Source organism: Spirosoma panaciterrae DSM 21099 (genome assembly GCF_000374025.1).
GTDB lineage: Bacteria > Bacteroidota > Bacteroidia > Cytophagales > Spirosomataceae > Spirosoma > Spirosoma panaciterrae.
This window is the reverse complement of sequence record NZ_KB893172.1, coordinates 363,317-389,690: the sequence shown is the minus strand read 5'-3', so window position 1 is coordinate 389,690 and position 26,374 is coordinate 363,317. Positions and strand designations below refer to the sequence as shown.

Annotated in this window: 20 protein-coding genes; 6 read left to right on the top strand and 14 right to left on the bottom strand. The window is 50.3% G+C overall.

The window, feature by feature from the left end:
• Nucleotides 1-102 precede the first annotated feature (102 nt).
• Nucleotides 103-801 carry an RNA ligase family protein gene (locus tag B153_RS0101575; RefSeq protein WP_020594900.1) on the top strand — a complete coding sequence of 233 codons (699 nt, stop codon included), beginning with the start codon at nucleotides 103-105 and terminating at the stop codon, nucleotides 799-801.
• Entirely contained in the window at nucleotides 780-1,907 is a 1,128-nt protein-coding gene (locus tag B153_RS0101570; RefSeq protein ID WP_245564814.1) for an AAA family ATPase, read from the top strand. The genes B153_RS0101575 and B153_RS0101570 overlap by 22 nt, the downstream gene beginning before the upstream one ends.
• Before the next feature lie 55 nt (nucleotides 1,908-1,962).
• Here B153_RS0101570 and B153_RS0101565 read toward each other — a convergent pair whose 3' ends face one another.
• From B153_RS0101565 to B153_RS0101530, 7 genes are all read right to left on the bottom strand, one after another.
• Nucleotides 1,963-3,081 carry an SO2930 family diheme c-type cytochrome gene (locus B153_RS0101565; RefSeq protein ID WP_020594898.1) on the bottom strand — a complete coding sequence of 373 codons (1,119 nt, stop codon included), beginning with the start codon at nucleotides 3,079-3,081 and terminating at the stop codon, nucleotides 1,963-1,965.
• A 63-nt stretch (nucleotides 3,082-3,144) separates the two neighbouring features.
• On the bottom strand, nucleotides 3,145-4,425 hold the full coding sequence (locus B153_RS34485; protein ID WP_020594897.1) for a parallel beta-helix domain-containing protein: 1,281 nt from the start codon (nucleotides 4,423-4,425) through the stop codon (nucleotides 3,145-3,147).
• Nucleotides 4,426-4,571: 146 nt separating this feature from the next.
• Nucleotides 4,572-6,203 carry a sulfatase gene (locus B153_RS0101550; RefSeq protein ID WP_245564813.1) on the bottom strand — a complete coding sequence of 544 codons (1,632 nt, stop codon included), beginning with the start codon at nucleotides 6,201-6,203 and terminating at the stop codon, nucleotides 4,572-4,574.
• Between the two features lie 118 nt (nucleotides 6,204-6,321).
• Nucleotides 6,322-6,912: a Crp/Fnr family transcriptional regulator gene (locus tag B153_RS34480; protein WP_020594894.1), complete on the bottom strand. Its 591-nt coding sequence runs from the start codon at nucleotides 6,910-6,912 to the stop codon at nucleotides 6,322-6,324.
• A gap of 141 nt (nucleotides 6,913-7,053) precedes the next feature.
• Nucleotides 7,054-7,623 (bottom strand): hypothetical protein, encoded by a 570-nt coding sequence (locus B153_RS0101540; protein ID WP_020594893.1) that lies wholly within the window; start codon nucleotides 7,621-7,623, stop codon nucleotides 7,054-7,056.
• Nucleotides 7,613-8,125 (bottom strand): RNA polymerase sigma factor, encoded by a 513-nt coding sequence (locus B153_RS0101535; protein WP_020594892.1) that lies wholly within the window; start codon nucleotides 8,123-8,125, stop codon nucleotides 7,613-7,615. Before B153_RS0101535 ends, B153_RS0101540 begins: the two co-directional genes overlap by 11 nt.
• A 190-nt stretch (nucleotides 8,126-8,315) precedes the next feature.
• Nucleotides 8,316-10,211 (bottom strand): YgiQ family radical SAM protein, encoded by a 1,896-nt coding sequence (locus tag B153_RS0101530; protein WP_020594891.1) that lies wholly within the window; start codon nucleotides 10,209-10,211, stop codon nucleotides 8,316-8,318.
• A gap of 200 nt (nucleotides 10,212-10,411) precedes the next feature.
• On the opposite strand from B153_RS0101530, the gene B153_RS0101525 reads away from it, so the two are divergent.
• Nucleotides 10,412-11,314 carry a Nif3-like dinuclear metal center hexameric protein gene (locus B153_RS0101525; protein WP_020594890.1) on the top strand — a complete coding sequence of 301 codons (903 nt, stop codon included), beginning with the start codon at nucleotides 10,412-10,414 and terminating at the stop codon, nucleotides 11,312-11,314.
• Between the two features lie 197 nt (nucleotides 11,315-11,511).
• On the opposite strand, the gene B153_RS0101520 is transcribed toward B153_RS0101525, so the two are convergent.
• A complete protein-coding gene (locus B153_RS0101520) occupies nucleotides 11,512-15,057 on the bottom strand; it encodes a ThuA domain-containing protein (RefSeq protein ID WP_026261837.1) in 3,546 nt (1,181 codons plus the stop codon).
• Nucleotides 15,058-15,476: 419 nt separating this feature from the next.
• Between B153_RS0101520 and B153_RS0101510 the strand changes: the two genes are divergently transcribed.
• Complete coding sequence (locus tag B153_RS0101510; protein WP_020594887.1) at nucleotides 15,477-15,848, top strand: LytR/AlgR family response regulator transcription factor; 372 nt, start codon at nucleotides 15,477-15,479, stop codon at nucleotides 15,846-15,848.
• A gap of 160 nt (nucleotides 15,849-16,008) precedes the next feature.
• Here the strand turns inward: B153_RS0101510 and B153_RS0101505 are convergent, their stop codons facing one another.
• A complete protein-coding gene (locus B153_RS0101505; RefSeq protein ID WP_020594886.1) occupies nucleotides 16,009-20,223 on the bottom strand; it encodes an ATP-binding protein in 4,215 nt (1,404 codons plus the stop codon).
• A 349-nt stretch (nucleotides 20,224-20,572) separates the two neighbouring features.
• On the opposite strand from B153_RS0101505, the gene B153_RS0101500 reads away from it, so the two are divergent.
• A complete protein-coding gene (locus tag B153_RS0101500; RefSeq protein ID WP_020594885.1) occupies nucleotides 20,573-21,019 on the top strand; it encodes a LytR/AlgR family response regulator transcription factor in 447 nt (148 codons plus the stop codon).
• A 5-nt stretch (nucleotides 21,020-21,024) separates the two neighbouring features.
• Here B153_RS0101500 and B153_RS0101495 read toward each other — a convergent pair whose 3' ends face one another.
• From B153_RS0101495 to B153_RS0101480, 4 genes are read right to left on the bottom strand one after another with little or no spacing between them, the layout of a single operon-like run.
• On the bottom strand, nucleotides 21,025-21,960 hold the full coding sequence (locus tag B153_RS0101495; RefSeq protein WP_020594884.1) for a sugar phosphate isomerase/epimerase family protein: 936 nt from the start codon (nucleotides 21,958-21,960) through the stop codon (nucleotides 21,025-21,027).
• A 10-nt stretch (nucleotides 21,961-21,970) separates the two neighbouring features.
• Complete coding sequence (locus B153_RS0101490) at nucleotides 21,971-22,810, bottom strand: ThuA domain-containing protein (RefSeq protein ID WP_040760688.1); 840 nt, start codon at nucleotides 22,808-22,810, stop codon at nucleotides 21,971-21,973.
• Between the two features lie 49 nt (nucleotides 22,811-22,859).
• On the bottom strand, nucleotides 22,860-23,609 hold the full coding sequence (locus B153_RS0101485; RefSeq protein ID WP_020594882.1) for a LytR/AlgR family response regulator transcription factor: 750 nt from the start codon (nucleotides 23,607-23,609) through the stop codon (nucleotides 22,860-22,862).
• Between the two features lie 41 nt (nucleotides 23,610-23,650).
• Nucleotides 23,651-24,811: a sensor histidine kinase gene (locus tag B153_RS0101480; RefSeq protein ID WP_020594881.1), complete on the bottom strand. Its 1,161-nt coding sequence runs from the start codon at nucleotides 24,809-24,811 to the stop codon at nucleotides 23,651-23,653.
• 249 nt (nucleotides 24,812-25,060) lie between these two features.
• Here B153_RS0101480 and B153_RS0101475 point away from each other — a divergent pair, with 249 nt between their 5' ends.
• Nucleotides 25,061-25,399 carry a hypothetical protein gene (locus B153_RS0101475; RefSeq protein ID WP_020594880.1) on the top strand — a complete coding sequence of 113 codons (339 nt, stop codon included), beginning with the start codon at nucleotides 25,061-25,063 and terminating at the stop codon, nucleotides 25,397-25,399.
• A 161-nt stretch (nucleotides 25,400-25,560) separates the two neighbouring features.
• On the opposite strand, the gene B153_RS0101470 is transcribed toward B153_RS0101475, so the two are convergent.
• Entirely contained in the window at nucleotides 25,561-26,136 is a 576-nt protein-coding gene (locus B153_RS0101470; RefSeq protein ID WP_157634540.1) for a hypothetical protein, read from the bottom strand.
• Between the last annotated feature and the right edge of the window lie 238 nt (nucleotides 26,137-26,374).

The window sequence follows — 26,374 nt, the reverse complement described above, 5'->3', positions numbered from 1 at the left end:
ACCCGTTTGAAAAGCCATGTAATACGAATCGACACTGGGCATTGCTAAAGAGCCTTCTCCCCGAAGGCCGTGTGTTTATCGTAGTATCTAATTTTTTGACAGATGGCTTTATCAACCAAGTACGGCCGAACGTACCATTATCCTTTTTCGCCCGGCACTACCAGCGACGACCGCATTAACGACGACTATGCATCGGACCTGGCCCACATTCGAACGCTTATCCATACCGAAAAACTGGATGGCGAAAACAACTGTCTGAGCCGCTATGGCGTTTTTGCCCGTTCCCATGCAGCCCCAACCACATCACCCTGGACTCGTACCATCCGCCAACGATGGGAATTGATCCGGCACGATCTGGGCAATCTGGAAATCTTTGGCGAAAATCTGTTTGCGGTCCATTCCATCCGGTACGAACGGCTGGAAAATCATTTCTTTGTTTTTGCCGTGCGCGAACAGGACGTCTGGTTGTCGTGGGAAGAAACGCAGTTTTACGCCCGCTTACTCGATTTCCCAACAGTGCCCGAACTAGGTAATGCAATGGAGCCGTTGCAACCCAACAACATTGAAACAGAAATCCGGTGGTTTGCCAGTCAGGAAAGTCGGTTTGGCTCTGTCGATGCCCAAACGGGCGAACCGTGTACGATGGAAGGAGTTGTTTCTCGGGATGCAGCATCGTACTCCGTCGAAGCGTTTCCACATCGGGTTTTTAAGTTTGTTCGTAAAGGGCATGTTCAGACCGATGAGCACTGGACACGCACCTGGAAACGCGCTCCCTTAGCGTGGGAAAGGAGGAAGGCATGACCTGGCAATTAACCGACCGAAAAAGCTGGCCCGACCTGTTGCATCAATTCGATTTCGTCCGCGATATGGTTGGTGTTCCGCAAGATCCGATCCATCATGCCGAAGGGGATGTAGCCACGCATACCCGTATGGTACTCGAAGCTTTGGTATCGTTACCGGACTATCAGGCATTACCAACCGGCGAACAAGCCATTCTTTGGGCTGCTGCCTTACTACACGACGTAGAAAAACGCTCGACGACCGTGCAGGAAGATGATGGCCGGATCACGTCGAAAGGCCACGCCCGCAAAGGGGAACAAACCGCTCGACTGCTGCTATACGACACGATTCCGACACCCTTTGCGCAGCGGGAAGCCATTGCCAAACTCGTTCGCTATCATGGCTTGCCGCTCTGGATTTTCGAAAAAGAGAATCCGCGCCAGTCGTTGTTGCAGGCCAGTCTGGAGGTCAACACAGCCTGGCTTAGTCTGCTGGCTCGTGCAGATGTGCTGGGACGAGTCTGCGTCGATCAGGATGAGCTATTGTACCGAATTGATCTGTTCGAAGAGCTTTGCCGGGAACAGAATTGCTTTGGAAAGCCTTATCCGTTTGCGTCGAACCTGACCCGGTTTCAGTACTTCCGGCGCGACGACCTTTCGCCAGACTTTCCGTTGTTTGACGAGACAAAAACAACGGTTGTTGTCATGAGTGGCTTACCGGGTGTGGGGAAAGATTATTACATTCTGTCGCATTATCGGGACTGGCCCGTGGTTAGCCTGGATGTCATTCGACGACAGTATGGTATCGATCCGCTGGATCGAAGGGGTACCGGGCGGGTTGTGCAAATGGCGAAGGAACAGGCAAGGTCATATTTACGAAGTCGGCAACCGTTTGTCTGGAATGCCACCAACATAACCCGGAACCTGCGTTCGCAACTGATCGATTTATTCGTAACCTATGGAGCCTGGGTGAAGCTGGTCTATCTGGAAGTACCCAACACCCGGCGGGCTGAGCAGAACCAGAACCGGACGTACGTGGTACCCGAGCCAGCCGTTAGTCGAATGCTGGAAAAACTGGAGGTTCCGGCCATTTGGGAAGCCCATGAGGTGATTTTTGAGGTAAGCTAATCGTTTATTTTCGAGCCTGATCCAGAACGTCCGTTTCCGATCAGGCTCGAAGCGGTTAACGGTATTGCTCTTTTTTCAACGAGTTGATCCACCGGGTGATCAATTCAACTCCCTCCTGGTGAATACTGACACGGCCTAGCTCGGGCATCATAATACCGGGGTGAACGGAGTTCATACGGAAGGTCATAATAGAAGCCGTTCCCTGACCGGGGTTAATATCGAACTTGTAAGGCCCCGCCCCAATGCCAGCCGCCACCGGCGACTTCAATATACCCCAGTGAAACGGATCTTTTTCTTCGTAATTCAGCAGCAACCCCGATGTACTTGCTGGACCTTTAGGGTTATGACAATGCCCACAGTTGACATCGAGGTACGAACGGGCGCGGGCATCGAGCGAAGCGTTGGGGTCGTTTAGGGCTACCATGGGCGTAACGTTGGCAATGGCTTCGGGTGTAGCCTTCAGGTACCCCATCTTCATCCAGCGGCTGAGCTGGTTTTCGATGCCATCAGCATAGGCATACGGGTGATTTAGTTGCTTCACTTTAGGGCCAATGGGCATCAGAATGTCGTTGCGGGTATGGCAGCTTTTACACTGATTTTTATTGGGCATGGCATAACGGATGCTCTGCAACTGCCCCTTTGTGTCTTTCCAGCCTACTGGAATGGTTTGGCCCGTTACTTTATAGTCGGCTTCGGTTTGTTCATCGTTCCAGCGATAGGGATATGCTTTCCAGACACCACTCTGTTTCACCAGTAAACGCGTTTCTACAATACGCCGTTGGCCAGTAGGTTTCGAAAAATCGGCAGGGTAATAGAAATTTTTAATCAGAATGGCTCGGTCAGGAAAGTTCAGTGGCTCGTCGGGTTGCGAAGCCTCAAACGTTGCCGATGTACCTTCGGGCATCCAGACAAACCGTTGCTTGAAAGCATAATCTGTAAACAGGGTAGCGGCAGGCTCATAAGCCAGCACCCGATCGTTGGGCTGCAACGCGTTCAAATCGCCTTTAAAAAAACCGTATTCTGAGAGTTTTTTCAGGGGAAATTGACTGAAATCCAACGCAGACGGATGAGTCTCAGCCGCTTGATTCGGACTAAAACAAGCCTGTACGGCAATCCCGACAAAGGCCAGTAAAACCAGGAGTTGGACCTTCCGACGACGAATTACCGATAGCATTCGTTTGCAGGTAACCAACCTAAACCCTCCCCGATTACGTGTACGATAATAGAGCATACAAGCTTACAACACAGGTGGAACGGTTTTTACACTGACATGGCACGAATTGAACGGTTTGGAATCGGAGAAGGCTTCGATCTCCGACATTTTCCCGCTGGCAGGAAACAAAAAGCGTGTAAACCGCAGGTCGTCGGTTTTCTCCCGAATGCAAATGTTCATGGGATTTTTTGTTACATCTTTCCCCCGGCTTTCATCAATGATACCGTCGTACACAATGTCCTGTGATTTCAGGCATTTGGCCGCAATCAGCTTCCCCATGTCTTTAGTCAGATCAGGTACGCCAAACTTACGCTCGAAGGTATTGTCGTGAATGGAGATATTAGTAGTGTAGGGCGACCAGCCGGGATGTTTCGGAATGGGTAACTGGGTGATCTGATAGCTGGCTACGGAAATAGATGCCGTTTTCTGGTCGATAAGTTTGTTGTTGAAAATCTCGACCTCGTTGCCAGCAAGTACCACCACACCACTGCCAGGTGGAATCATCGTAATGGCATTGCCGTTGGATACTGGCCCTTGATCGGCAAAGTTTTCGTGATTATTACTCCGAATGGTATTGTTATACACCTTCGTACGCGAACCAAATGCTTTGGGCAGTCCGGGTAGGTTAAACACCAGAATACCGCCGGTGTTATTTTCGGTCAGGTTATTATACACCTCGGCATTGTCGGAATTTTCGATTTCAATACCGGCCACATTTTCAAACACGACGTTGTCCCGAACTATTATATTTTCGGACTGGCCCACATAAATACCTGCATCGCGGGAGTGGGATACCTCGCATTTTTCAATCAGCACGTTTTTGCACTGCACCGGATAAATGCCATAAGTACCATGTTTACCCAGGTCCGTATTGGTCCAGGTCGTATTTATGGCCCGAAATGTCAGGTTTTCGCAGTGCTGCGTTTTAATGCAGTCGCCCGGAGCATCCATGACCGTAAATCCTTCCAACACCACCTGGTTACCCGCTATTTTCATACCCTCGCCCCCGGTCGTGATGGTTTTAAACGACAGAACGCTACTGTACATACCCGCCCCTTTGATGGTTACGTGGTTTACTTTATCCAGAATCAACTGGGTGTTCATCTCATAATACCCTTCAGGAATCTGAATGGTCTGGCCCTCTTTAGCTTCGATAAACTGTTCGACCAACTGTTCCATCTGCTCGGGGGTAGCTTTGGGCAATTTCGTAACATCGAGTTTGGTGCGCTGGGTTGACTCCGTTGTGCAGCCTCCAACCCACAAACAGGCTATTGTCAGGGCTAATAGCGATATGCCGGTTTTCATCAATGAAAAGGATTTAGATTATTCTGTGCAAGTTTTTCCTTTTTTTCAAAATCAGCGATTGATTTTTATCAAATAATAGCTGCGTTCCAAACCCAGGCCAGCGCTATTAAACGGCTGTCTATTGAGTTGGGTAGGCTCATCTCCTTTTATCTGCCGCTGCTCAACTGCCTGGACAAAACCTCCGAAGGCCAGCGAACCGCCTGTCCGTTGTGTGTAAAGGTCGGCATCTGGGCTCCCATTTTTTGTAATTCGTTCGTAAACAGCGTGGTCAGCCGCTTTAGTTGCTGGGGTTCCTGAGCCGCTACGTTGTGTTGTTCGCCGATGTCGTTTTTTAGATTATACAGCTCAAGCTGGCCGGTTTTATGCTGATAAACCAGTTTCCAGTCGCCCTGGCGGCAGGCACTGGCCCACGCAAGGGCTGGCCCCTCCTGGGCAATCCACCGATTGGGGTGATGCCAGACCAGCATACGCGACGGATCAGACCAGGTCGATTTTCTGAGAATGGGCAAAAACGACCGTCCATCTACCGGCTGAATCAGCTTAGGTGATTTGACGGAAGCGATCTGGAGAATCGTCGGGAAAAAATCGTCGATCAGCACATACTGACTGGCGGTACTTCCGGCTTTCACCACGCCGGGCCAGCGAACCAGCATGGGTTCGCGAATACCACCTTCATAAACGGAGCCTTTCCCAGCCCGTAAGGGTAAATTATGGGTATGGGCCTGACCTCCCCGAAGCGGGGTTGTACTGAGGCCACCGTTGTCCGACATGAACAGGATAATGGTGTTGTCGGTAAGCTTATGGTCGTCCAGAAACTGTAGTATATCGCCCAGACTTTTGTCCATACCCTCAACCAGCGATGCGTAATTGGCTTCGGTGCCATCCAGCCCCATCTGATGGTATTTGTCAACGAATCGTTTATCGGCCATGATAGGGGTATGAACCGCATAGTGCGCCATGTACAGAAAAAACGGCTGCTGTTGTTTCAGCGGAGCTTCCAGCGCTTTGAGGGCTTCCTTTGTCAGTGCCTCTGTCAGGAACGTGTCGGTGCCGTGATAGAGGTCCAGCCCTGGTACGGCATTACGGCTGGGCTTACCATTGACCGGGCGATCATAGTTGTCGGTACCAAGATAGCTGGCCGGATGGCCGATTTCACTCCCGGCAATATTGACCCGAAATCCCAGATTCGTGGGGTTTGAACCGGGGGTTCCGGCCGACCCAAAATGGGCTTTTCCGCAGTGAATCGTGTAATAGCCGTTGTCGCTCAGAATAGCGGGTAGCGGAGTGGCATAAACCGTATGTTCGACGTCGGCTACCGGGCTGAGCCCGTTCAGATTCCAGTTTACAGGACTCAGGCTTGAGTCGGGGTAGTCGGTGTTGGTATTTCGGTTGGGCGATGTCCAGTTCGTGACTCGGTGGCGGGTAGCATTCATACCCGTCAGGAGGCTTACGCGCGTTGGTGTACAAACAGGGTTTGCGTAAGCATTGGTAAACTTCATGCCTTCCCGCGCCAGACGTTCCATATTGGGTGTGTGGTAGCGTTTGTTGAAGGCGGTTGCCTCGGTCCAGAAGGGCACCGACGTATCTTGCCAGCCCATATCATCGACCAGAAAAACGATAATATTGGGTTGCTTTGGCAGACTATTCATTCGGGTCATAAAGGCCACCAAAAGCACACTGCCTACGGGCAATACCCACCGGATGAACCGTTGTCCTGAATGCCTCCATTGACGCATAACTAGCCGCACCCCTATCCGTTTTGTTGAAGAGAAAGCCATACAAACCTGTCTTTTTCAGGAAAGTACCTAATGCCGACTCTCTACCGACCCTGTCTGATGGATACAGACTCTACGGTGACGACGGGCGAGGCCATGAGGGAGCCTGACAGGTAAAGGGTTATGATGACGAATTGCCCGGTTTTGCCCGAATACGGCTCAGGGTTTCTTTGGTAATACCCAGGTAAGAGGCAATCATGGATAGCGGAACACGCTGCCCAAGCTGAGGATATTGCGCTAGTACCGCTTCGTAGCGCTGTTTGGCCGTTAAAGCCTGTAAGCAGTGAATATGGAAATCCGTTTTAATCAGGTTTTCCTCTGCCAGTAAGCGACCCAGCCGTTCAAGATCATGAAACTGATCGTAGAGATTATAGAGATCGGTCCGGCTCACCTGTAGGATGGTTGTAGGCTCCAGCGCCTGAATGGCTGTTCGGGCGGGCTGCTGCAACACAAAACTTGGCAGCGATACGGCTATATCCCGCTCAAAGCCAAACCATACCACAACTTCTTCGGATTGATCGGTCAAATAATATTCCCGCACGCACCCACTATGAATAAATGAGATGTGCTCATGTACCGCATGCATGGGTACAATATGTTCTTTTCGGGCTACTTCTTTATAAGTTAAAACGGATAGCAATGCACTGGTTGAATCGGGCGATAGGCGGATATGACGCCCTATTTCATCAATGATAGCCAGAACAGGAGACATGCAGGGCGGGCTTTTTTTAACCCTGCAAGATTACATATAACGATGAACAAGTCAATATAACTGACAATCAAGGCATAAATCGCTACCAACCCCCACTGCCTGATTGGAAGCTGCCACCCCTGCTTTGTTGCTTAAGGTATACTACCCCTGCTGTAGTTTTTTCTGCAACGTTTCCAGTTCCAATTTCCGGGCGATGTAAAAGCGGTGTTCCCACCCAGTGGCAAAATTGACCAGTATGAAGAAAACAACCAGCGCCAAAGCAAGATACAGCGACTGTCCTCCGCTCCATACACCCGACACAACCAGTAAAGCAATCGGCAAATTGTTCCAGCGCATAAGCTGTGAAAGACGCACCTGATAGGTTGCCATCGCGATGGCATGATCCAGTTCGCCAAACAGCGAACGGTCGAATCGATTTTCGCGTCGTAGCCTACGAATTCGGCTCACCAAAACAGCAACGGCCGTCACCAGCATCCAGCCTGCCAGCAGATTCATAAAAAGCGTACTACCCGACTTGGAACCTGCCAGAGCCAGTACGAAACAACCAGCCCCGGCATTGACGCCTATCAGTAGCCCCTCGCTGATCGCGGTTATGCGGCTGGCCTTCTGTTTTTTCGTATGAATGCGGTTGTGCAGTGCATCTTCATTAATCCTATACATGGCCTGTTGATTTTGAGAGTCCCAGATTTTTTGCAGTTCGTCAAATTCCATACGTATTCAGTTGTTTTGATCGGGCGATCAGTTGTTTCTTGATTCGATTGATTTTCACCCCCACATTCGACTCGGTAATCCCCAGCATAGTTGCCATTTCTTTATAGCTGAACCCATCGAGGAGCAATAGGGTAAGGGAGCGATCGATTTCGTCGAGTTTATGAATCTCTTCGTAAAGCCAGGTCAGGCGCTCATCGGGCGGCACTTTGGCTTCCTGTAAGATAACCTGAACGTTATCCAGCGATTCGCGTCTTTCCGAATGCTTATGTTCTTTGCCAACCCACTTAATGGCCGTATTGAGCGCAATTCGATAAATCCAGGTATTAACCGACGATGCTTCCCGAAAAGCCGGAATCGAGTGCCATACCTGAATGGTAATCTCCTGAAACAGATCGTCCTGATCCATTTCGGTCGATGCATAGGCCCGCACAATCTTAAAAATCTGGACTTTGTGTTGCCGAAGCCACAGGTTAAACGTATGATTCTGCTCGGATTCCGTCATTGCCTCATCGGTTTACCCTATTAGTACGCATCGGGAGTCCATTTCTTACAGGCGCAAGAAAATGGCATAAAATTCACAGGCTTTAAACAAACAGCGCGAAGCCGGAAGACTTCGCGCTGTTTGTTTGGGGATGAAAAGGCTTTCCTGACAACTGCCAAAAGTTTAAACAGACTCAAGGCCGAAGAATCATTTACCGCTTTTTCTTGCCGGAAAAATTCCGGTTAAACGATGGTTTACCCGATTTTTCTTTTTTCGGCCCACCCAGCAGTTTCTCTGCCAGATCGGGTCGGTTGAGCTTGTTCAGGCGGTTCCGAATCCAGTCTTTGTATTCGGGTTTGTACCAGAAGAAATAGCGGTTTTGCGCCTGCTTTTCGTCGCGGGTCTTGGCCGTTTTTACGGGTTTCAGCGTATAGGGATGCACCCCAGAGTAATAGATCACCTCGGCCACCGTCATGGGGGTGGGTGTAAAGTCCTGAACCTGTTCGAGCTGAAAACCCATGTCTTTGGTTTCGGCAGCCAGGTTCGCCATATCCTGCTCTTCACAGCCGGGGTGCGACGAAATAAAGTACGGAATCAGGGGTTGCTTGAGGTTGTGCTTCTCCTGAATCTGATCGTATTTTTTCTTGAACAGCTTGAAATATTTGAACGACGGCTTCCGCATGATCCGCAGGGTATCGTCGGCGGTATGTTCAGGGGCTACCTTCAACCGGCCCGAAACGTGGCGGGTCGTCAGTTGCTCCATGTATTCGTCGTGGTTGCCGTCTTCGTTGTTTTTGTTGAAGTCATCGACCAGCAAATCGTACCGAACTCCCGAACCGACAAACGCTTTCTTGATTTTTGGATGGGCATCGACCTGACGATATAGCTGCGTCAGGGGTTTGTGCGAGGTATCGAGGTTCGAGCAGATAACCGGGTGAATACAACTCGGGCTCTGGCAACGGGCACAGATCGACTCGTCTTTGCCCTTCATCTTATACATGTTGGCCGATGGGCCACCCAGGTCCGAAATATACCCTTTAAATTCAGGATGTTTCGTAATCTCTTCAACCTCGCGCATCACCGATTTTTCGCTCCGTGAGGCAATAAATTTGCCCTGGTGCGCCGAAATGGTACAGAAGCTACAACCGCCGAAACAGCCCCGGTGCATATTGACCGAGAACTTGATCATTTCGTAGGCGGGAATTGGGCCACGCTTTTTGTATTTCGGGTGGGGCAAACGCGTGTAGGGCAAATCGAACGACTTGTCGATCTCGGTTTCGTCCATCGTTTTGAACGGCGGATTAATCACCAGTACCTGATCGCCAACTTTCTGCGTAATGCGATTCGCCTGCCACTTATTCGACTCAACTTCAACAATCTTGAAGTTAGCCGCGTACTTAATCTTATCGTCCAGACACTCCTCATGACTCGACAGTTCGACCGTGTTCCAGTTGTTGTAATCACGGAGTTCGGTACTGGCATCGTGCATAAACGCCACCTGATTGATGTTGCGCATCGACGAAAATGGCACGTTTTTCCGGACCAGCTTCAGGATTTCGCGGAGTGGTTGTTCCCCCATGCCATACACCAGCATATCAGCCCCCGAGTCGACCAGAATCGACGGCATCAGTTTATCCTGCCAATAGTCATAGTGGGTGACCCGACGTAGGGAGGCTTCGATACCACCGAGCAGTACGGGCACATCTGGATACAGCGTTTTCAGAATGTTGGCATACACAATAGTCGCGTAGTCGGGACGGAAACCCGCTTCGCCACCAGGTGTATAGGAGTCATTGGAACGCAGGCGTTTGTTGGCCGTATAGTGATTCACCATCGAATCCATACAGCCAGCGGTTACGCCAAAGAAATATTTTGGGCGACCATATTTTTTGAAATCGCGTAGATCGTCTTTCCAGTTGGGTTGGGCAATAATGGCTACGCGAAACCCTTCGCTTTCCATAATCCGACCGATAACGGCCGTTCCGAAAGCCGGATGGTCAACATAGGCGTCCCCCGACACCAGCACAATATCCACTTCGTCCCAGCCTCTCTTGTCAACTTCCTGTTTTGTGAGCGGCAACCAATCGGTAAGGGGTCTTTCCAGCATAAATACGTGAGCTAATCTTTCTGAAAACCACCGATTAGTTGAAATGATTCACTCAAACGGCATTCTTAAACCCTCGTTCGGATAGAACACAGATTCGTATGCTCATTATGGTTTCGTATGATCTTAAGGAATCATAACAATCTGTGTTCTATTCATACATCAAAATTGCGTATTATCGTTTTTCTAAACCGAAACCTACTATGAATAACTCCTCCGGACGTCGTCAGTTTCTGGCAACCCTTACGAAAGCCGCTGGTACATCGCTTATTATCAATACGCCTTTTTTAACTCTGGCGAGTGTACCAACCGCAGCCACGTTTACCGTTGGGCAGGTAATGGACCTGATTCTGAAAACGATACCGGGTGCGCCATTCCCCAAAACCGTCGATACGCTGAAATCGGGTAGCTCCTCCCAGACCGTTACAGGGATTGTCTCGACCATGTTTACAACCGTTGACGTCATTGAAAAAACCATAGCTGCCGGAGCCAACTTCATCATCGCCCATGAACCGACGTTCTACAATCACCTCGACGAAACCGACTGGCTCAGCAACGATCCGGTTTTCAAACATAAACACGACCTGCTGACGAAAAATAACATTGCCGTCTGGCGGTTTCATGACTACTGGCATTCGCATAATCCAGACGGTATTCGGGCCGGGATGCTGTCGGCACTGGGCTGGGAGAAACAGGTAGATCCCAAAAATCCACAGGTTCTGTTGCTGCCTTCAACCACAGTTGGCCAGGTGATTGCCCATGCTAAGCAAAAGCTGGGCATTAAACAGGTGCGGGTCGTTGGCGATACGCATCAGAAATGTCAGCGGGTACTCCTATTGCCCGGTGCTGCGGGTGGCCGAAATCAGATCATGGCCATCGAAAAAGCCAAACCGGATGTAGTGCTGTGCGGAGAAGCCAGTGAGTGGGAAACGCCCGAATACATTCGGGATGCGCGTCGGCAGGGCCAAACCATTTCGCTGGTCGTGCTGGGGCATATTATGAGCGAAGCTGCCGGGATGGAATGGCTCGTTTCGTGGCTGCAACCCAAAGTACCCGGCGTCAAGGTCAGCTACATCCCATCAGGCAATCCCTTCAGTTACGAATAGAAGGGATTTAAGGACATGGGCTTATTTACTGAACCTGTTTAGACTTTCCGAATAGTTGTCAAAACTGGGCCATTTTTGTCATGCTGAGGAACGAAGCATCTTCGCTAGGCGCTATTTTCCTAAATACCGAAGATGCTTCGTTCCTCAGCATGACAAAAACACTCAATTTTCAGCTAATAATAAAAGTCTAAACAGGTTCACTGATTGAATTGAATGTTTTTCAACTGAATAATACCGTCGTTGGGTTTGTCGCGCTTAACAACGATCACATACACATCATGGCGCCCCGTGAAAGGGGTAGCGAAGGTACTGGTTACCTGAGCGGTCTTGTTCCAGGCTCCGGTCGCTTTATACGGCACCCGGCTTACCACGGGTCCTGCATACGAATCCAGCCGAACTTCAATTTCGCCATCTTTATCCTGCGATGAATAGTCGTACGTCAGCGACTTAATGGTAGTCATATCGATGCCTTTCAGCAGCACATAGGATTTGTGGTTACCCGCACTCAGGTTGTTGCCGAATCGGGGGAAGCCGACATACGCATCGGCATTGATCGTTTTGACGTTGGCGCTGCGCAGGGTTACTACTTCCGAACTTGTCAGTGGCCCAACGGCCTTAGCGCCCGGTGTAGATTCGCCTTTATCCGTATAAGAAGCCAGGATCGTGTACTGTCCACGAGTCTCTTCAGGTTTGTGCTCATTCAGCGTCAGGCTTCCCTGTAACGGAAGTGTCTTTTGCTTCCGGGCATCGGTCAGCGAGAAGATGTATTTCACCATTTCCTGCGCGTCCTGTACCGGAATTTGGGGGTGGGCACTCATCAGGTGATCTTTGCTCCAGTTGCCGCCACCGCCTTCGATGATTTTTTTCGCCAGTCGTTCTACACTACCTGCCTGACCTTTGTACCGATCTGCCACCGCCAGAAACGTGGGCCCAACGGAGGGTTTGTCGATTGTATGACAGGCTTTGCAATCGCTACCCGCAACCAGCGTTTTACCGAGCGAACCGTTTCCAACCATTGCCAGATCCTGGTGACCCTGCTGCGGCCCCAGAACGGGTGTACCGCGTGGCTGGGCGTTGTATTCGTAAACAACCTTGATGCGTTTGGGATCGATTTTACCATCTTCTTTATCCGTCACTTTAACGGCGTAGGTAAACGGTTTGCCCTCCCAGAAGAACGACTTATTATCTGGCGTCGCAATTACGACATCGGGTTTAGCGTTCCCGACTTTCACCACAATGGTATCAGTTCCTACCAGACCTGTTTGATCAGAAACCCGCAGAATGGCGTTGTAAACACCCGGCTGGGTATAGGTGTAGGTTGCCATTGGCTGGGTGGCCCCAACGGTTTTCCCATCAAACAGCCACTGGTAGGTGAGTTTGTCGTCTTCATCCAGGTCCGTGCCTCGCCCGCTGAATTTCACCCGCAATGGAGCCTGCCCAATGGCCTCCCGAATTATCGGTGCATTTCGACCATCGGACGTCAGGTACGACCGGGCATTGAATTGAACCATGGCCAGTGAATCGACGACGTTAGCCCGAACCGTAGGGGGGCGGCTACCGGTATTGTATTCAATTTTGACTAACCGGGCATCGTCGTTGTCGGCACCGTAAACCGAACCGTATTCGAGCATGTACATAACCCCATCTTTGCCAAACGCCAGGTCGATTGGACGGCGGAAATCACCATTCCCCGCCATAAACGGTTCGGTACGGATGTAGTTGTCGTTCTTATCGATCCGAAGGGCCATTACCCAGTTGCGCATCCAGTCGAAAATAAACAGCGCCCCATCGTAATAGTCCGGGAACTTGTTTTTGGAGGACGAATTGGGGTCGTAGGTATAAAATTCCCCGGCCATGGCACTCCGTCCACCCTGTCCCAACTCCGGAAACTCCTTCGAGGCCGCATACGGATACCAGATCATGGCCGGATTTACGGGCGGCAGATGTTTCAGTCCCGTGCTTTTAGGGGAATCGTTCACCGGGTCATTGGGATCGAAACGAGGGCCGATTGCATTCGTAGCAAAGTCATTGGCAGCATAGGGCTGGCTGTTGCCAATAAACAGCGGCCAGCCAAAATTACCTGCTTTTTTCGCCTGATTAAACTCGTCATAGCCACGCGGCCCCAAGGTACTATCTTTCCCGGCATCCGGCCCGATTTCGCCCCAATACAGTACCGATGATTTAGGGTTCAGCGCAATACGATACGGATTTCGCAGGCCCATCGTATAAATTTCGGGGCGAGTCTGTGCTGTACCTTTCGGGAAGAGATTGCCGTCGGGGATGGTGTAGGTGCCATCGGCCTGCGGACGGATGCGCAGAATTTTCCCCCGAAAATCGTTTGTATTGGCAGCAGTGCCCCGTGCGTCGGCCGCTAAATGATCGGGTCGGGCATCAATAGGCGCGTATCCGTTCGATGGAAATGGGTTGGTATGGTCGCCTGTCGACAGATACAGATTCCCTTCTTTATCGAACGCCAGTGAACCACCGTGGTGCGCACCCGGCTCGGCAATGCTGGGAACTTTGAGTAATACCTTTTCAGATGCCAGATCGAGGGTATTATCGTCTTTCAGGGTAAAGCGCGACAGATTATAAAACGGATCTTTGTCGAGCGGAGGAGAGTAGTATACGTACAGCCAATGGTTCGTCGCAAAGTTCGGATCGAGGGTAATCCCCTGCAAGCCATGTCCAAATTTGGTAGGCGCGTCAAATTTATGGACGAGCTGGTGCTTGCTGGCCTTCGTGTCGTAAACCGACAGATTGCCACTACGCTCGGTGAAGAAAACGCGTCCATCGTTGGCAACCGCTACTTCCATTGGCTCGTTCAGATCGTTGACCAAAACTGTTTTGACAAACCGATTATCTTCCGGCATCACGACTGAATAGGACTTGCTATAATCCAGTGGTTTACCGTTCCCCATTACCCAATTGAGTGCGCCCAGCAGATGCTGTACAAACAGTGGTTCGCTAAAGCTGGAATCTTCGTGCCCGCCACCCGTATAATACGCCCGGCCCCCATCGAACTCATGATACCAGGCAATGGGGTGATTGGCCCCGTTGGTTCCACCATCGTAGGTATTTTCGTCCAGGTTGGTCAGTACATGCAGGTCCGAATAAAGAGACCGATAATTGTACCACTCGTCGGTACGTTCCCAGTGATCGGGAAGCATGTTCGTCGACGGGTGGGTTTTGTCGATCACATCGACGGTTGCTTTGCGCACGTTGGAGTTGCTGGGGTGGCTGGCAAAATAGCCTCCTGCCAGTTTGTTGTACCAGGGCCAGTCGTATTCCGTGTCGGCAGCCGCGTGAATGCCCAGATACCCGCCCCCTGCCTGGATATATCGCTCAAAAGCAGCCTGCTGTACCTGATTCAGGACGTTGCCAGTGGTGCTGAGCCAGATAACAGCCTGATAATGCTTCAGACTATCGTCGTTGAAATAAGCGGCATTCTTGGTGGTATCGACCCGGAAGTTATTTTCCCGGCCCAATTTCTGAATAGCCGCAATCCCAAAGGGGATGGAGGTATGTTTCCAGCCTTTTGTTTTAGAAAAAACCAGTACCCGTTTGGGCGCAACTGGCATGGGTGGGGTTGGCGCAGCCGCAACCGTAGTGGTTGAGGTGGTTTGGGTAACCGTGGTTGTGGTAACCGTTTTCGGATTGCTTGCACAGGCATACAGGCTAGCCACAGCGCTTGCAGCCACCAGCCAGCGAAGTATAGGCTTAGGAGAGTTGGTTAACGAAATCATAAAAAAGGTAGGTTGGGCCGCCGAATCGGTCACACAATTCGTTGCTTATCGGGCCGAATCGGTTCGTGGGTTAATAAGCAAATTGGTGCGGCAAACTACCTGTATGCGCTCGCTCACGATTCATCTAACCACTCATACGCTAAAGCCGCAATCCCGTACCCTTCGTTACCTAAGAAGAATTACTCACGCCCTGGCTGGCCTATCCATGTCGGTTTTGCCCACCCGACGAAAAAGTTCATGTATGAATCAAGCCTGTTCATGTACGATTCAGCCTTGTTGATGGACTCGTTAAAAACAGATTTCCATCCGACTTACTCAAAAATTATTTTTGTTGTTACGGAATCGATTCAGGACGCTTATAAGCTATTGACTATTACCAACGAACGCCCGGTCGTTGCGTTCAGCCCGCCGTTATTACCATGAAAAAAAGACTAACCATTGCTAAGGGCCATTACCGTTTCGACATCAATACGGTGCTTTACCTGACTGGTGATGCCAACTATTGCTACGTACACACATTAAACGGCGACATGATTTTGACGAGCCGTACGTTGAAATGGTTTGAAAAACAGTGGCCCTCCTTTCTACGGGTTCATAAGCACGCGCTGATCAATCCGCAGCATGCCTTTCAGGTAAATAGAGCCGCTCGGTTAACCTCACCCAGCTATCTGATCATGCGCGATCAGACCCAGCTTCTGATCTCCCGTCGACGCTTGTCGGATGTTGTGGAGCAGTTGAGTCCACTGCACAAAGTTGTTTATGCCAAACGGCATCGCGCTGCCGTGTCCTGAAAAGCCAACCTATACCTGTTTAGCCGCGTTTCCAATCCCTCCATCATACACTCTATCACAGAATGCCATAAAGCCGTTCATACTACGGCTTTATGACAACAAACTCATGACGCAGGCCATTCAATAGGCATTACCCCCTTTTGCGTTCTTCAGCACCCGATCAGTTCTCGATCAACCCTTTATCGGTAAGGCCTTTAACCCGCGCATACGAGCGCTCGCCCGGACTGATACCAAACCGTTCACGATAAATACGGATGAAGTAGGACGTATTCTGATACCCCACCTGATAGCCAATCGATTTGACCATAGCCTGGGGCTGGGTGTTGAGTAGTTCCTGGGCCACCTGAAGCCGCACTTCCTGAATAAACTGATTGGGCGACATGCCCGTTAATTCTCTGATACGCCGATACAACTGTCGTTCGCTCAGGGAGCTTACCTCAGCCAGAAAATGAATCGTTAATACCGAACTCGTTAGATTTTTCCGAATGAGTTGCTGAAGGGAATCGATCCATTCGGCGTCCTGATCTGAGGTTGTTTCCACTAGTCCCTCGCTTTCGTCGGGCACCTGACCACGCAAACGAGCCTGCTCATCGGCCCGATCAATCAGGTGCTGGCACCTTACCAGCAGTTCGGTTTCGTTGAACGGCTTGGTCAGGTAATCGGCAATACCCAGCCGTAGCGCCTGCAATCGGGTTTCCAGGTCTATCCGCGCCGTCAGCAGTATAATGGGGATATGAGCGAAAGATTTAGTTTCACGAAGTGCATTTACCAGAGCCATTCCATCGAGTTCGGGCATCATAATATCCGAAACAATCAAATCGGGAAGTTGATCGGCAGCCAGTTGATGCAACAGATCGAGTGCCTGCCGCCCATTACGGGCAATGAGCAACGCATACTGCGGTGATAGCACCATCTGAATGTAGAGCAGCATATCGGCATGATCCTCTACAATCAATACCGATTTACCCGTTGCCGGTAACACCAGTTCCTCAAACGCATTTGCCCGTATTAAAGCGGGTGAGGTTGTCTCGCCATCCTTCGGCTGGATTTCAAGGGGTCGATCAGCCCAGCTAGTCTCCGGCACCTTTCGAATGGGATACGTAATGGTAAATGTACTTCCTTTACCCAACTCACTGCCAACCCTGATTTCTCCTCCCCATAGCAAACAGTACTCCTGGCAGATCGCCAGCCCAATACCTGTACCACCCCGTAGCGGCTTATCGATCTGCTTCGACTGAAAGTATCGTTCAAAAATATGCGGCAGATCATCAGCATGAATACCACTCCCAGAATCTGTCACCCTGATTTCGGCCAAACCGTCTGCTTCCGAGAGTTGAATCTGTATCGTACCTCCTGCCGACGTATAATGGAGCGCATTGGCCAGCAGATTCCGCAGAACGGTTTCCATTTTAGGAGCGTCAAGTGCCATCCAGACTGGCTCATCCAGGCCAATGGCCTGAAGATAAACCCCCATATAATGAGCCTGGGGTATAAAATTATCAATGGTTTGACGAACCAGCAGAGCCAGATCGGCAGGTTGCTCCACCAGTTGGGTCTGTCGATTATCGAGTCGGGTTAAGTCGAGCAGGTCATTGACCAGCGTAAGCAACTGTCGGGCATTACGATCCATAACGTTCAGCAACTGTTGAGCTGAGTTGTCGGAAACCCGATTGGTCAGGTACTGAATCGGCCCCAGCATCAATGTCAATGGAGTACGTAATTCATGCGATACATTGGCAAAAAACCGGGACTTAAGCGTAACGCTGGCCTGCAAATCGGCAGCCTGCCGTTCAATGATTGCTTTATCTTCCTCGATCTGAGCCGTCCGACGCGCTACTTCGGCTTCAAGCTGGAGCTTATCCTGCATCAGTTGCCGGTTACGCCAGCGAAAAACCACAACTACCCCTACTGCCAGCATCAGTACACACAGCACCAGAAACCAACCGCGCAAATAAACGGGTTTATCGACCGTAACAGGTATACTCAGGATCGACGATGCCCAATTCCCATTGCTGGTCTGGGCACGCACCTGTATCGTATAGTCACCAGCAGGCAGACTATTGAGCCGAAGCTCTAATTGATTCTGAGCCACCCATTTGTCCTGCCAGCCTTCAATCCGATACCACAACCGGGCCTGCCCTATGTAACGGTAGTCCAGCAACGAAAAGCCCAGGCTAAACAATCGGTCGCTGGCTGTTAAGTGAAGCCCCTTCTGCTCGCTAAACTCGGCAAAGTGGTTATCCATCTGTCCGGTTTCGGTATTCAGCTTCTGGTACTGCGTCAATAATAACGGAACCGGAGTGAGCGTACGCTCCTGAATCTGGTCTGGATAGAAAGCCGTAACCCCATTGACGCCCCCAAAAAACAACCGACCGTCGGGGGCGCGGTAATGTGAGATCAGATTGAACTCTTCGTCGGCAATACCATCCTTGACATGGTAAATATGTACCTGATGAGTTTTACGATGGAAACTCATCAGGCCATAATTGCTCGGTAACCATAAGCGCTGATGGCGATCTTCGTAGAGGGCATGAAGGCTATTGTCCGAAAGCCCCTGCTTCTGGGTAAATACCTGGAACGTTCCCTGCTGCTTATCCCAGCGAATAAGCCCACCCCGGGTGGCCAGCCAATAGATGGCTCGCTGCTCCGGATCGGGGTGAACATACGTGATATGGTCCAATAAGGACGTGGTGCTATTTTTTCCCTGAAATCGGTATCTTGCCTGAATACCCCTCAAGGTATCGAGCAGATACAAACCTGAAGAAGCTGCTATCCAAATTATTCCCGTCCGTTTATCGGGGAAGAAACCATTGACCCGACTTTGCGCTAGTTCGGGATAATGATTGTAGAGGGTAAATGCTTCATGCTCCCCTCGTTGGGTGTTAAAAATAGATATCCCCTGCTGATGCCCCAGCCAGAGCTTCGACCGCCCATCGGGCCAGATCGTCACGCAGGTATTATCCCAGCGGAGTTTATACGCAAAGGGTTTGAGTGTGCCGGGCTCAATCCGAAGGAGTTCACTAAAGGCCGACCAGACGGTGCCATGCTGGTCCTGAACCAAAGGGCATAAGTTAACTGTATACGATCGGCTGATGGGTACATTCTGAAAAACAAACTGACTGTGTCCCGTCTTTAGATCGACCCGTTGAGTTTCCTGCGCATTGACCAACAGGCGATTGCCTAATTGCACCATTCCCCGCGTAGACCACCGGAGTCCTACCGGGCTCGTACTGTTCTGATGAAGATACCGCTGAAAATGAATAAGTTCCAGGCTTAATAGCAGCACCCCATTGGTGGTGCAAACCCAAACGGCTCCCGTCCGGTCTACCACCACCTGATTAAACTTCTGGATACTTTCCAATGAAAAACGGGTCGTTGCCAGATCGAAGACAACACCTTTCTGAGGGTGCCAGGCCAGCAACATCTGCGGACCAAATACCCAGAACAATCCATGATGGGCATCAAAATACGCAGCCAGTTCCGAAATCGGATAATGCGCCAGGTCGGAAACTGGCTTGCGAGGTAATGTAATGGGCATGGGCGACAACTTACCCGTCGGCTCGAGCCGATACAGAAAACCGTCGAGAAAAGGGGTAGAGGCCGACACAAGCTCACCGTGCTTAAAATGCCGCCGGAGGTAAATCGTCCCATCGGCCTCTTTCCAGACCGGACGAAATAGCCGGGGCAAGGTATGGTGTCGAAGAACATGGCCAAGCGAATCGACCTCAAACAGCTCACCATTCTGTTCTGTTTCGTCAGTCGAATAGGTGATCAGCAGCGTCTGCTGAGCCGTTTCGTGCAGGAATAAATCACCGGGGCCGGACCGTTGAAACACGTTCCGAAATTGATCTTGCCCCTTATGCCACCACACAGCCCCGCTCTGCGTCCAGACATACTGAAATGAGTTATCAGGAGCGGAGACGTACTCATAAACGGCGTCGGCCTGTAGAGGGTCTGGATGGCCAAATGCCTGAGTCACCAACTGAGCCTGAGTCTGCCCTGGTTTAATGATGTATTTCTGCCGCTTTCCCGATAACACGCTGCTTACTACCCATAGATTGCCCTGTCGGTCGGGCTTAACCACATTGATACTCGGATTAAAGGACTGCTGCCGGGCCAGGTGGGTGGGCAAGGATAATGGCGCAAAGCGCTGGCCATCGAACCGATAGGCACTCTGCAATGTCCCCATCCAGACAAATCCCTCCCGATCCTGCCCTACTGTGAGAACACCCCTACTTGGCAATCCCTGTTCGAGCGAGAAATGTCGTACACCAACCACAACGGGAACATCCTGGGCCTGTGCATACGCCCTGAACAACATACCGCAAAGGCATAAAGCCAGACAGCCGCTGTAAACTCGGTGGAACAATTTCATTGGTTACGGTGACGAATAGTGCTTGTTGGGACTAGACAATCTCCAACTGGGTCAAGTTAAGTAGCCAAAACCGATAAATCAATTAAAAACAGATAAACCCGGCAGGATCAGGCTATTCTGTCCAAATCAGACTATCATTTGGCAGGATCGGACTATCGTTTGGCAGGATTGGATGTACCAGAATTCCGTCCTTTGTACCAGCTAAAACGGAGTAGTCATGCAGTTGAATCAGGTCGCAGCCCAATACCCCTGAAAAGTCTTTGCGCACCGCTATCCTGCCTTAGTTCCTGACTTCACTATCGCTGGCCTGGCTAGTCACAATACCCGACTCACCCCCCATCCAACTTGCATGAAAACACCATTACGACCCAAAGGCTGTCACAACCGATTCGACCAACGCACGATCCTGTATCTGACCGGCGAAGAAAACTATAGCCACGTCCATCTGATGAATGGGAAGGTTATTTTGATGTCGCGCACCTTAAAATGGTTTGAGAAACGCTGGCCTTCCTTTTTGCGCGTCCATAAGCACACCCTGATTAATCCTCAACACGCATCTCGGGTGAAACGAGGGGCTCGGTTAACCTTACCCAGCTACCTCATCATGCGTGACCAGACTCAACTTCTGATCTCCCGTCGACGCGTAAACCATGTAATCGCTCAGTTAAGTTTACAGCAGGGCGTTGTCTATGAAAATCGGACTTATCGTTCGCAACAGGAAACCAGTCATGGAATGTCGATTCCGGGTTTACCCAAAACCATCGTATACGGTGAAATGAGCCGAGTGGGCCACTGACCCGCTCAGGCCAGCGAAATACCCGCTTTATCGGCCTGACCAATAACAAACTGACGGGCTTCATCGTATTCCTCTGCTGTGCGGAGGTGCTCCAGCATCAGGGGTACTTCGCGCGGCAGAGCCGTTACGTTACGTATGTAGGTCTGATAATCCATCTGCCCTCGCCCAGGCATGGTTTCGGCAAAATGGCCGTCTTTTCCGTAAATATCCTTGGCATGAACGGAGACGATCCATTTCCCCAGCTTCTGAAACGTTTCGTTAATGAGTGCGGTGTTGTTGTAATACCGTGCCGGACTGTTCATGATGTTGGCTATATCGACGTGAGCTGCAAAGGCAGGTCGATCAATGGCCCTGATAAATTTTAGATACGAATCCGGTCCATCGGGTAAACTCCAGCCCATCATTTCGAGGGCAAATCTGGCTCGTTTAGGCTTCACGGCATCGATCACTTTCCGGCAGTTTTCAACCGTGGCATCGATGTAGTCCTGGGTCAGGTTTCGGGCATCGGGCCCGTCCCACTGTTTTGGATTGAACGAGCCCGCGATGTTCACGCAGGTCAGGGCGCCAACGGCTTCGGCCAGTGCCAGCCGTTCGGTCACGTAGTCCAGGTTTGTCTTCCGTTTTGCCGGATCGGCCTCCAGCATATTCACCCACGCCCCTACCTCAGCAATCAGTACGTTCTGGGCGGCAAAAGCTTTTCGAATGGTGTCAATTCGCACCGTATCGGCCAATTCTACCTTTGGCACGTAAGCCGCACTGTAACGTAGGCGACGGTGCTCCCGCGCTAGCTCGTCGGGATCATCACTTTTCAGAAAGATGGGGCCACCTAGTCGTAACGGACTTTGTTTAACTAACTGACCGACAATAAGATCAGAGAATACAGCACTACTCGCCAGAACAGACGACGATTGCAGAAATTTACGACGGGAGAGCAGGGCCATAATTTACCAATCAACGTTTTTTACTATTTCCTAACCACAGTAATGCATCGATCAGAAAGCGGTTCTGGATTTCGCTACTGAACGAGGACGAAAGTTCTTTGTTGGTCTTACCCTCGTAATCAATATCGTTGTGCCCCATATTCACGTAGAGCATTTTATACTTTTTGTTCGTCCAGACCACCGGATAATAACCGCTATGCCAGATTTCATGCGGTTTCGGTCCTGTACCTAACGGAAAGCTAGTGGAATCGATCGACATTAGGATGTCGATGTTGGGATTGGCTTTCAGATCATTGGTCCACCGATACCACTCATTGGGAGCGGCTTTGAACGTTTCGGGCAACCGCTTCGTGGCCGGGTGTTTCCGATCCTCTACCCGTAGAATAGCCGATGTGGGTCGCCAGGTGTTGCTTTTGTACGATCCGGCCCCAATAAATTCGTTGTGATACCAGTCCCAGTTTTGCGGATATTTGGAAGGAGTCAACGCAAATGCGGCAAAGTGAAACCCCAGCCAGCTTCCGCCGTTTTCCATGTATTTTTGAAAGGCCTCCCGCTGGGCCGGTTCATCGGGGCGGGTATCCAGAAACAGCACGACCTGGTACCTGGCCAGAAACGTCGGATTCAGGTTCGTCCAGTTGTCGGTCGAATCATACGAAAACCCGTATTTCTCACCCATTTTTGGAAACCAGCGGTTGGCTTCATGCACAAAGCTGATGTGAGCGCGATCGTTTTGAGCCGTGTAAAACGCAACAACCCGAAACTTAGGATTTTGCTGGGCCTGTAATCCGGTTATCAGCCAAAACAGGCATACTATCAGGCTATACGCAAATTTTCTCGGAGAAGATGCCATGAAATCAATTAATACATTCATGGTATCTGAATACCTTAATCAGCCGTTTCTACTCCATTTTGAGCACACGCCCCACTTCTTTGTGGTACAACCGGCCAATAGGCAGCTCCTGACCAGCTATATCGACATAGCTGGGAGTGTAGGCAGTAATCTTATCGACGGCAACGATATACGACCGATGAATCCGTAAAAAACTAGCCTCGGGCAGCATCTCCTCCAGCGAACTGATGCTCTGCTTGACCACTAAGGGTTTAGCCGAAGTGGTTACGATCTTGACATAATCTTTCAGGCTCTCCACATATAAAATATCGCGGATGAAGACTTTTACCATCCTGCGATCGGCCCGGAAGTAAAGAAATGAATTTTCGGCCACGGTGGAGGCTGGTTTTTCGTCCAGCGACACCAGCCCATGCTCGGCAGGTACAGCGCCAATGGTACTGGGCTCAATCCGCATAACTTTGGATACCGCCCGTAAAAAGCGTTCAAATGAAATCGGTTTCAGCAGATAATCGACCGCATCAAGTTCGAACCCATCCAAAGCATAATCCCGATAGGCAGTCGTAAAAATAACTTTGGGAGGCTGCCGCAAACTCCGGATAAAATCGGTGCCGAGCAACTTGGGCATTTTTATGTCTAAAAACAACAGATCAACGGGCGTAGACTGTAATACCCCAAAAGCCTGAATGGCATTGTGGCATTTGCCCACAATATCGAGTCCATCGATCATCGCAATGTGCGACTCAATCACAGCCAGCGCAGGGGGTTCATCATCAACCAGTAAGCAACGAATCGGAGGCATGGACAATGTACAACAATTAGCAAAATAGCCAAGATAGGGAATCAGACGGTTTCTACCAACTGAGCAACAGGCGTTTGGGCGATCGGTTTGGCCGATTGTAACTCAAGGGTCAGCAATACCATAAAGGTTTCTTCCTCGACCACAATTCGTAAATCATGCCGATTTTCGTACAGTAGTTTCAAGCGTTTTTTTACGTTTTGCAGACCAATTCCTCCTACATACCCCTCGGCTTTACCGGGCGCTTCCCGGCTGTTGATCAACTTGAATTTCAATTGATTATCCTGAACCGACAGGTCAATGTGCATCCAGGCCTGCTCCAGTTGTTCGCTGGCCCCATGCTTGAACGCGTTTTCCAGAAAAGGAATCAGTAACAGTGGAGCAATCAGTTTGGTCTGATAATCGCCGGTAATGCTGAGGGATAAATCGAGCCGCTCACCGTACCGAAGTTGCTCCAGCCCGATGTAGTTGCGCATGAAAGCAATTTCTTTCTGAAGCGGCACTTCAGCCGCGTTGCAGTCATACAGCATATAGCTCAATAATTCCGACAGCTTCAGGACTACCTCGGGCGAATGGTCGGACTTATGCAGGGTCAGGCCATACAGGTTATTCAGGGTATTGAACAGAAAGTGCGGGTGTACCTGCGATTTCAGCAACTGCAACTCGGCCTGTAACTTTTCGTGCTCGATCTGCTGATACGCTTCCTGCTTCTGATACCAGATTTTCACCAGCTTGATCGCTACCGCAAACCCCGCAATGGTTGTAGCTCCGCGCATACCCGCCATCATGGCAAAAAAGAAACTGTTTCCCGAGTTGCGGTTGAAGACCGCCATACGAATCGGATACACGACAAACTCGGCCAGTACCGCCGATATAGCGGCCGTAACCACAACCAGTAAAATAGTACTCAGGATAGCGATCAAATACTGCCCCCGCATCAGATAACGCGGCACTACCCAGTACATAAGGGTGTAGGACAGAAACATATGCGCAGGCATGAACAGGATCGAATCGATACCCGCAACGGTAAATCCTGTCAGAAAAGCCATTGGCCACGCAACGCCTTCATGCAGCAGGTAATTGGCGGGTAGAAATCCGTAGGTCAGCGTAAAAAAAAGCATCCAGACCGACCAGAACAATCCATGCCGGATCAATCGTTGCCGGGGGTGATTGGAGAAGACAAATTCTTTGTTCAGTCGTTGCATAGCGCATCCGATTACCTACCCGAAGATAGACAAACGGAACTGCTTCGCCTACCGAACAACCGAAAAGTCGACATACGACCTACTCTCGTCGCTAAACAGCAGCTTTTCGGCCAAAATCCCATTAATAGACCGCTCGCTGACGTATGGCGATAAACGGCTGTAAACTGGCGAATTTCCTGGCAGCCAATCAATTCAGGCAGTACGTTTGACCCAGTTAACAACAAATCGAAAACACATAAACGTAAACCAATGAACACACGTAAACACCTCTGCCTGACCTTTATCGGCCTTTTCCTGCTGGTTATCTCATCCGGTACAAAAGCCCAGTCTTTAAACCCATCCATACCCCCACAGGATGGGTTCTGGGTGATCGAAACGGCTCCGAAAAGTACTGTATCAACGGTTCGTTTTTATACGAACGACCAACGCCTGATTTATCAGGAAATCATCCATCGAAAATTGAACATCCGTCGCCTACAAACCAAGAAGCAACTAAACGTAGCGCTCGAACAGGCTTTATTTGTTTGGAATGCTACCCATAAAGTCCCAACCGACCGCCAGTGGGTAGCTATGCAGTTCGATAAATAGTTTGGAGAGGGCAGTACGAGGCTTTTTACCGTATCTGTATGCGTTCGTATCAATCTTCGTACTCGAAACTTCAAACTATTTTTTTCTAAGAAAAACGGTTTTTTATACGAAATGGGAATCCACTCAAGCTGGATTCCCATTTCGTGCCTTTAGCCCTGGCTTCATTCCGCAGCCTGCGTTGCAGCTCCTGATTTATAGAAGGATTCGACCAATTGCCGGGCCCGAACCGATGGATGTTCATCATGCCAGTCAATACGATCAAATGCAGCTAATTTACCAGGCTGGTCATAATACACATCGTTGAGGTTATGCGCTGTGATCAAATAAACTGGCGAATTAAGCTCCCGGCTAAAATAGTAGGTATTCCATCCTGACCCGATAATCGTATTGGCGGGCAAACTGTAAATAATTACCCGATCGGCATGCTCAACCCGATAAAGCTGACCATCCACAATTCGGTAGTCAACCCCAAGTTTGCGTTCGCCCCATACAGTAGCCATTGCCAGCTTAACCTCCTGCTGGTTGGGCTCATCGACCTTCACCACCGGCTCAAATAATTCATTCTTAAGCCGATACCCAGGCTGGCCTGTATTGAACCCATCGGTTAAAGTACGCGATGCGAAATCGGAAGCTGACCGATAAATCCCGTTGTCAGGAAAGGAAATTCGCTGGCTATTTTGCTGACCCAGAACTGAAAAGGGCAATGCGGCAAGCATTGCAAAGACAATCGTTTTCATACCCATTGATGACTAAAAATGAAACAAAATAAATGAACCCACTCGCTGAGTGGCAACCTGCTTATACGGTCTGGTAGCGTTGTATCATCCTTCGGTAATGATGCGGCTATGAGTCGTTTGCCGCTTGCTGTGCAAACTTGCGCCGGTCAGATTAGGATGAACTAAAAATGATTTTAACAATCCATTAAAATGTGGTTCTGCCTGCTTAGCCGGGTTCGCATCCATCGGGTAAATCGGG

Excerpts from the sequence above, each read along its gene's own strand:
- B153_RS0101575 (WP_020594900.1), top strand. The coding sequence starts at position 103 with ATGGCTTTATCAACCAAGTACGGCCGAACGTACCATTATCCTTTTTCG.
- B153_RS0101565 (WP_020594898.1), bottom strand. The coding sequence starts at position 3,081 with ATGCTATCGGTAATTCGTCGTCGGAAGGTCCAACTCCTGGTTTTACTG.
- B153_RS34485 (WP_020594897.1), bottom strand. The coding sequence starts at position 4,425 with ATGAAAACCGGCATATCGCTATTAGCCCTGACAATAGCCTGTTTGTGG.
- B153_RS0101550 (WP_245564813.1), bottom strand. The coding sequence starts at position 6,203 with ATGGCTTTCTCTTCAACAAAACGGATAGGGGTGCGGCTAGTTATGCGT.
- B153_RS34480 (WP_020594894.1), bottom strand. The coding sequence starts at position 6,912 with ATGTCTCCTGTTCTGGCTATCATTGATGAAATAGGGCGTCATATCCGC.
- B153_RS0101540 (WP_020594893.1), bottom strand. The coding sequence starts at position 7,623 with ATGGAATTTGACGAACTGCAAAAAATCTGGGACTCTCAAAATCAACAG.
- B153_RS0101535 (WP_020594892.1), bottom strand. The coding sequence starts at position 8,125 with ATGACGGAATCCGAGCAGAATCATACGTTTAACCTGTGGCTTCGGCAA.
- B153_RS0101530 (WP_020594891.1), bottom strand. The coding sequence starts at position 10,211 with ATGCTGGAAAGACCCCTTACCGATTGGTTGCCGCTCACAAAACAGGAA.
- B153_RS0101525 (WP_020594890.1), top strand. The coding sequence starts at position 10,412 with ATGAATAACTCCTCCGGACGTCGTCAGTTTCTGGCAACCCTTACGAAA.
- B153_RS0101520 (WP_026261837.1), bottom strand. The coding sequence starts at position 15,057 with ATGATTTCGTTAACCAACTCTCCTAAGCCTATACTTCGCTGGCTGGTG.
- B153_RS0101510 (WP_020594887.1), top strand. The coding sequence starts at position 15,477 with ATGAAAAAAAGACTAACCATTGCTAAGGGCCATTACCGTTTCGACATC.
- B153_RS0101505 (WP_020594886.1), bottom strand. The coding sequence starts at position 20,223 with ATGAAATTGTTCCACCGAGTTTACAGCGGCTGTCTGGCTTTATGCCTT.
- B153_RS0101500 (WP_020594885.1), top strand. The coding sequence starts at position 20,573 with ATGAAAACACCATTACGACCCAAAGGCTGTCACAACCGATTCGACCAA.
- B153_RS0101495 (WP_020594884.1), bottom strand. The coding sequence starts at position 21,960 with ATGGCCCTGCTCTCCCGTCGTAAATTTCTGCAATCGTCGTCTGTTCTG.
- B153_RS0101490 (WP_040760688.1), bottom strand. The coding sequence starts at position 22,810 with ATGGCATCTTCTCCGAGAAAATTTGCGTATAGCCTGATAGTATGCCTG.
- B153_RS0101485 (WP_020594882.1), bottom strand. The coding sequence starts at position 23,609 with ATGCCTCCGATTCGTTGCTTACTGGTTGATGATGAACCCCCTGCGCTG.
- B153_RS0101480 (WP_020594881.1), bottom strand. The coding sequence starts at position 24,811 with ATGCAACGACTGAACAAAGAATTTGTCTTCTCCAATCACCCCCGGCAA.
- B153_RS0101475 (WP_020594880.1), top strand. The coding sequence starts at position 25,061 with ATGAACACACGTAAACACCTCTGCCTGACCTTTATCGGCCTTTTCCTG.
- B153_RS0101470 (WP_157634540.1), bottom strand. The coding sequence starts at position 26,136 with ATGAAAACGATTGTCTTTGCAATGCTTGCCGCATTGCCCTTTTCAGTT.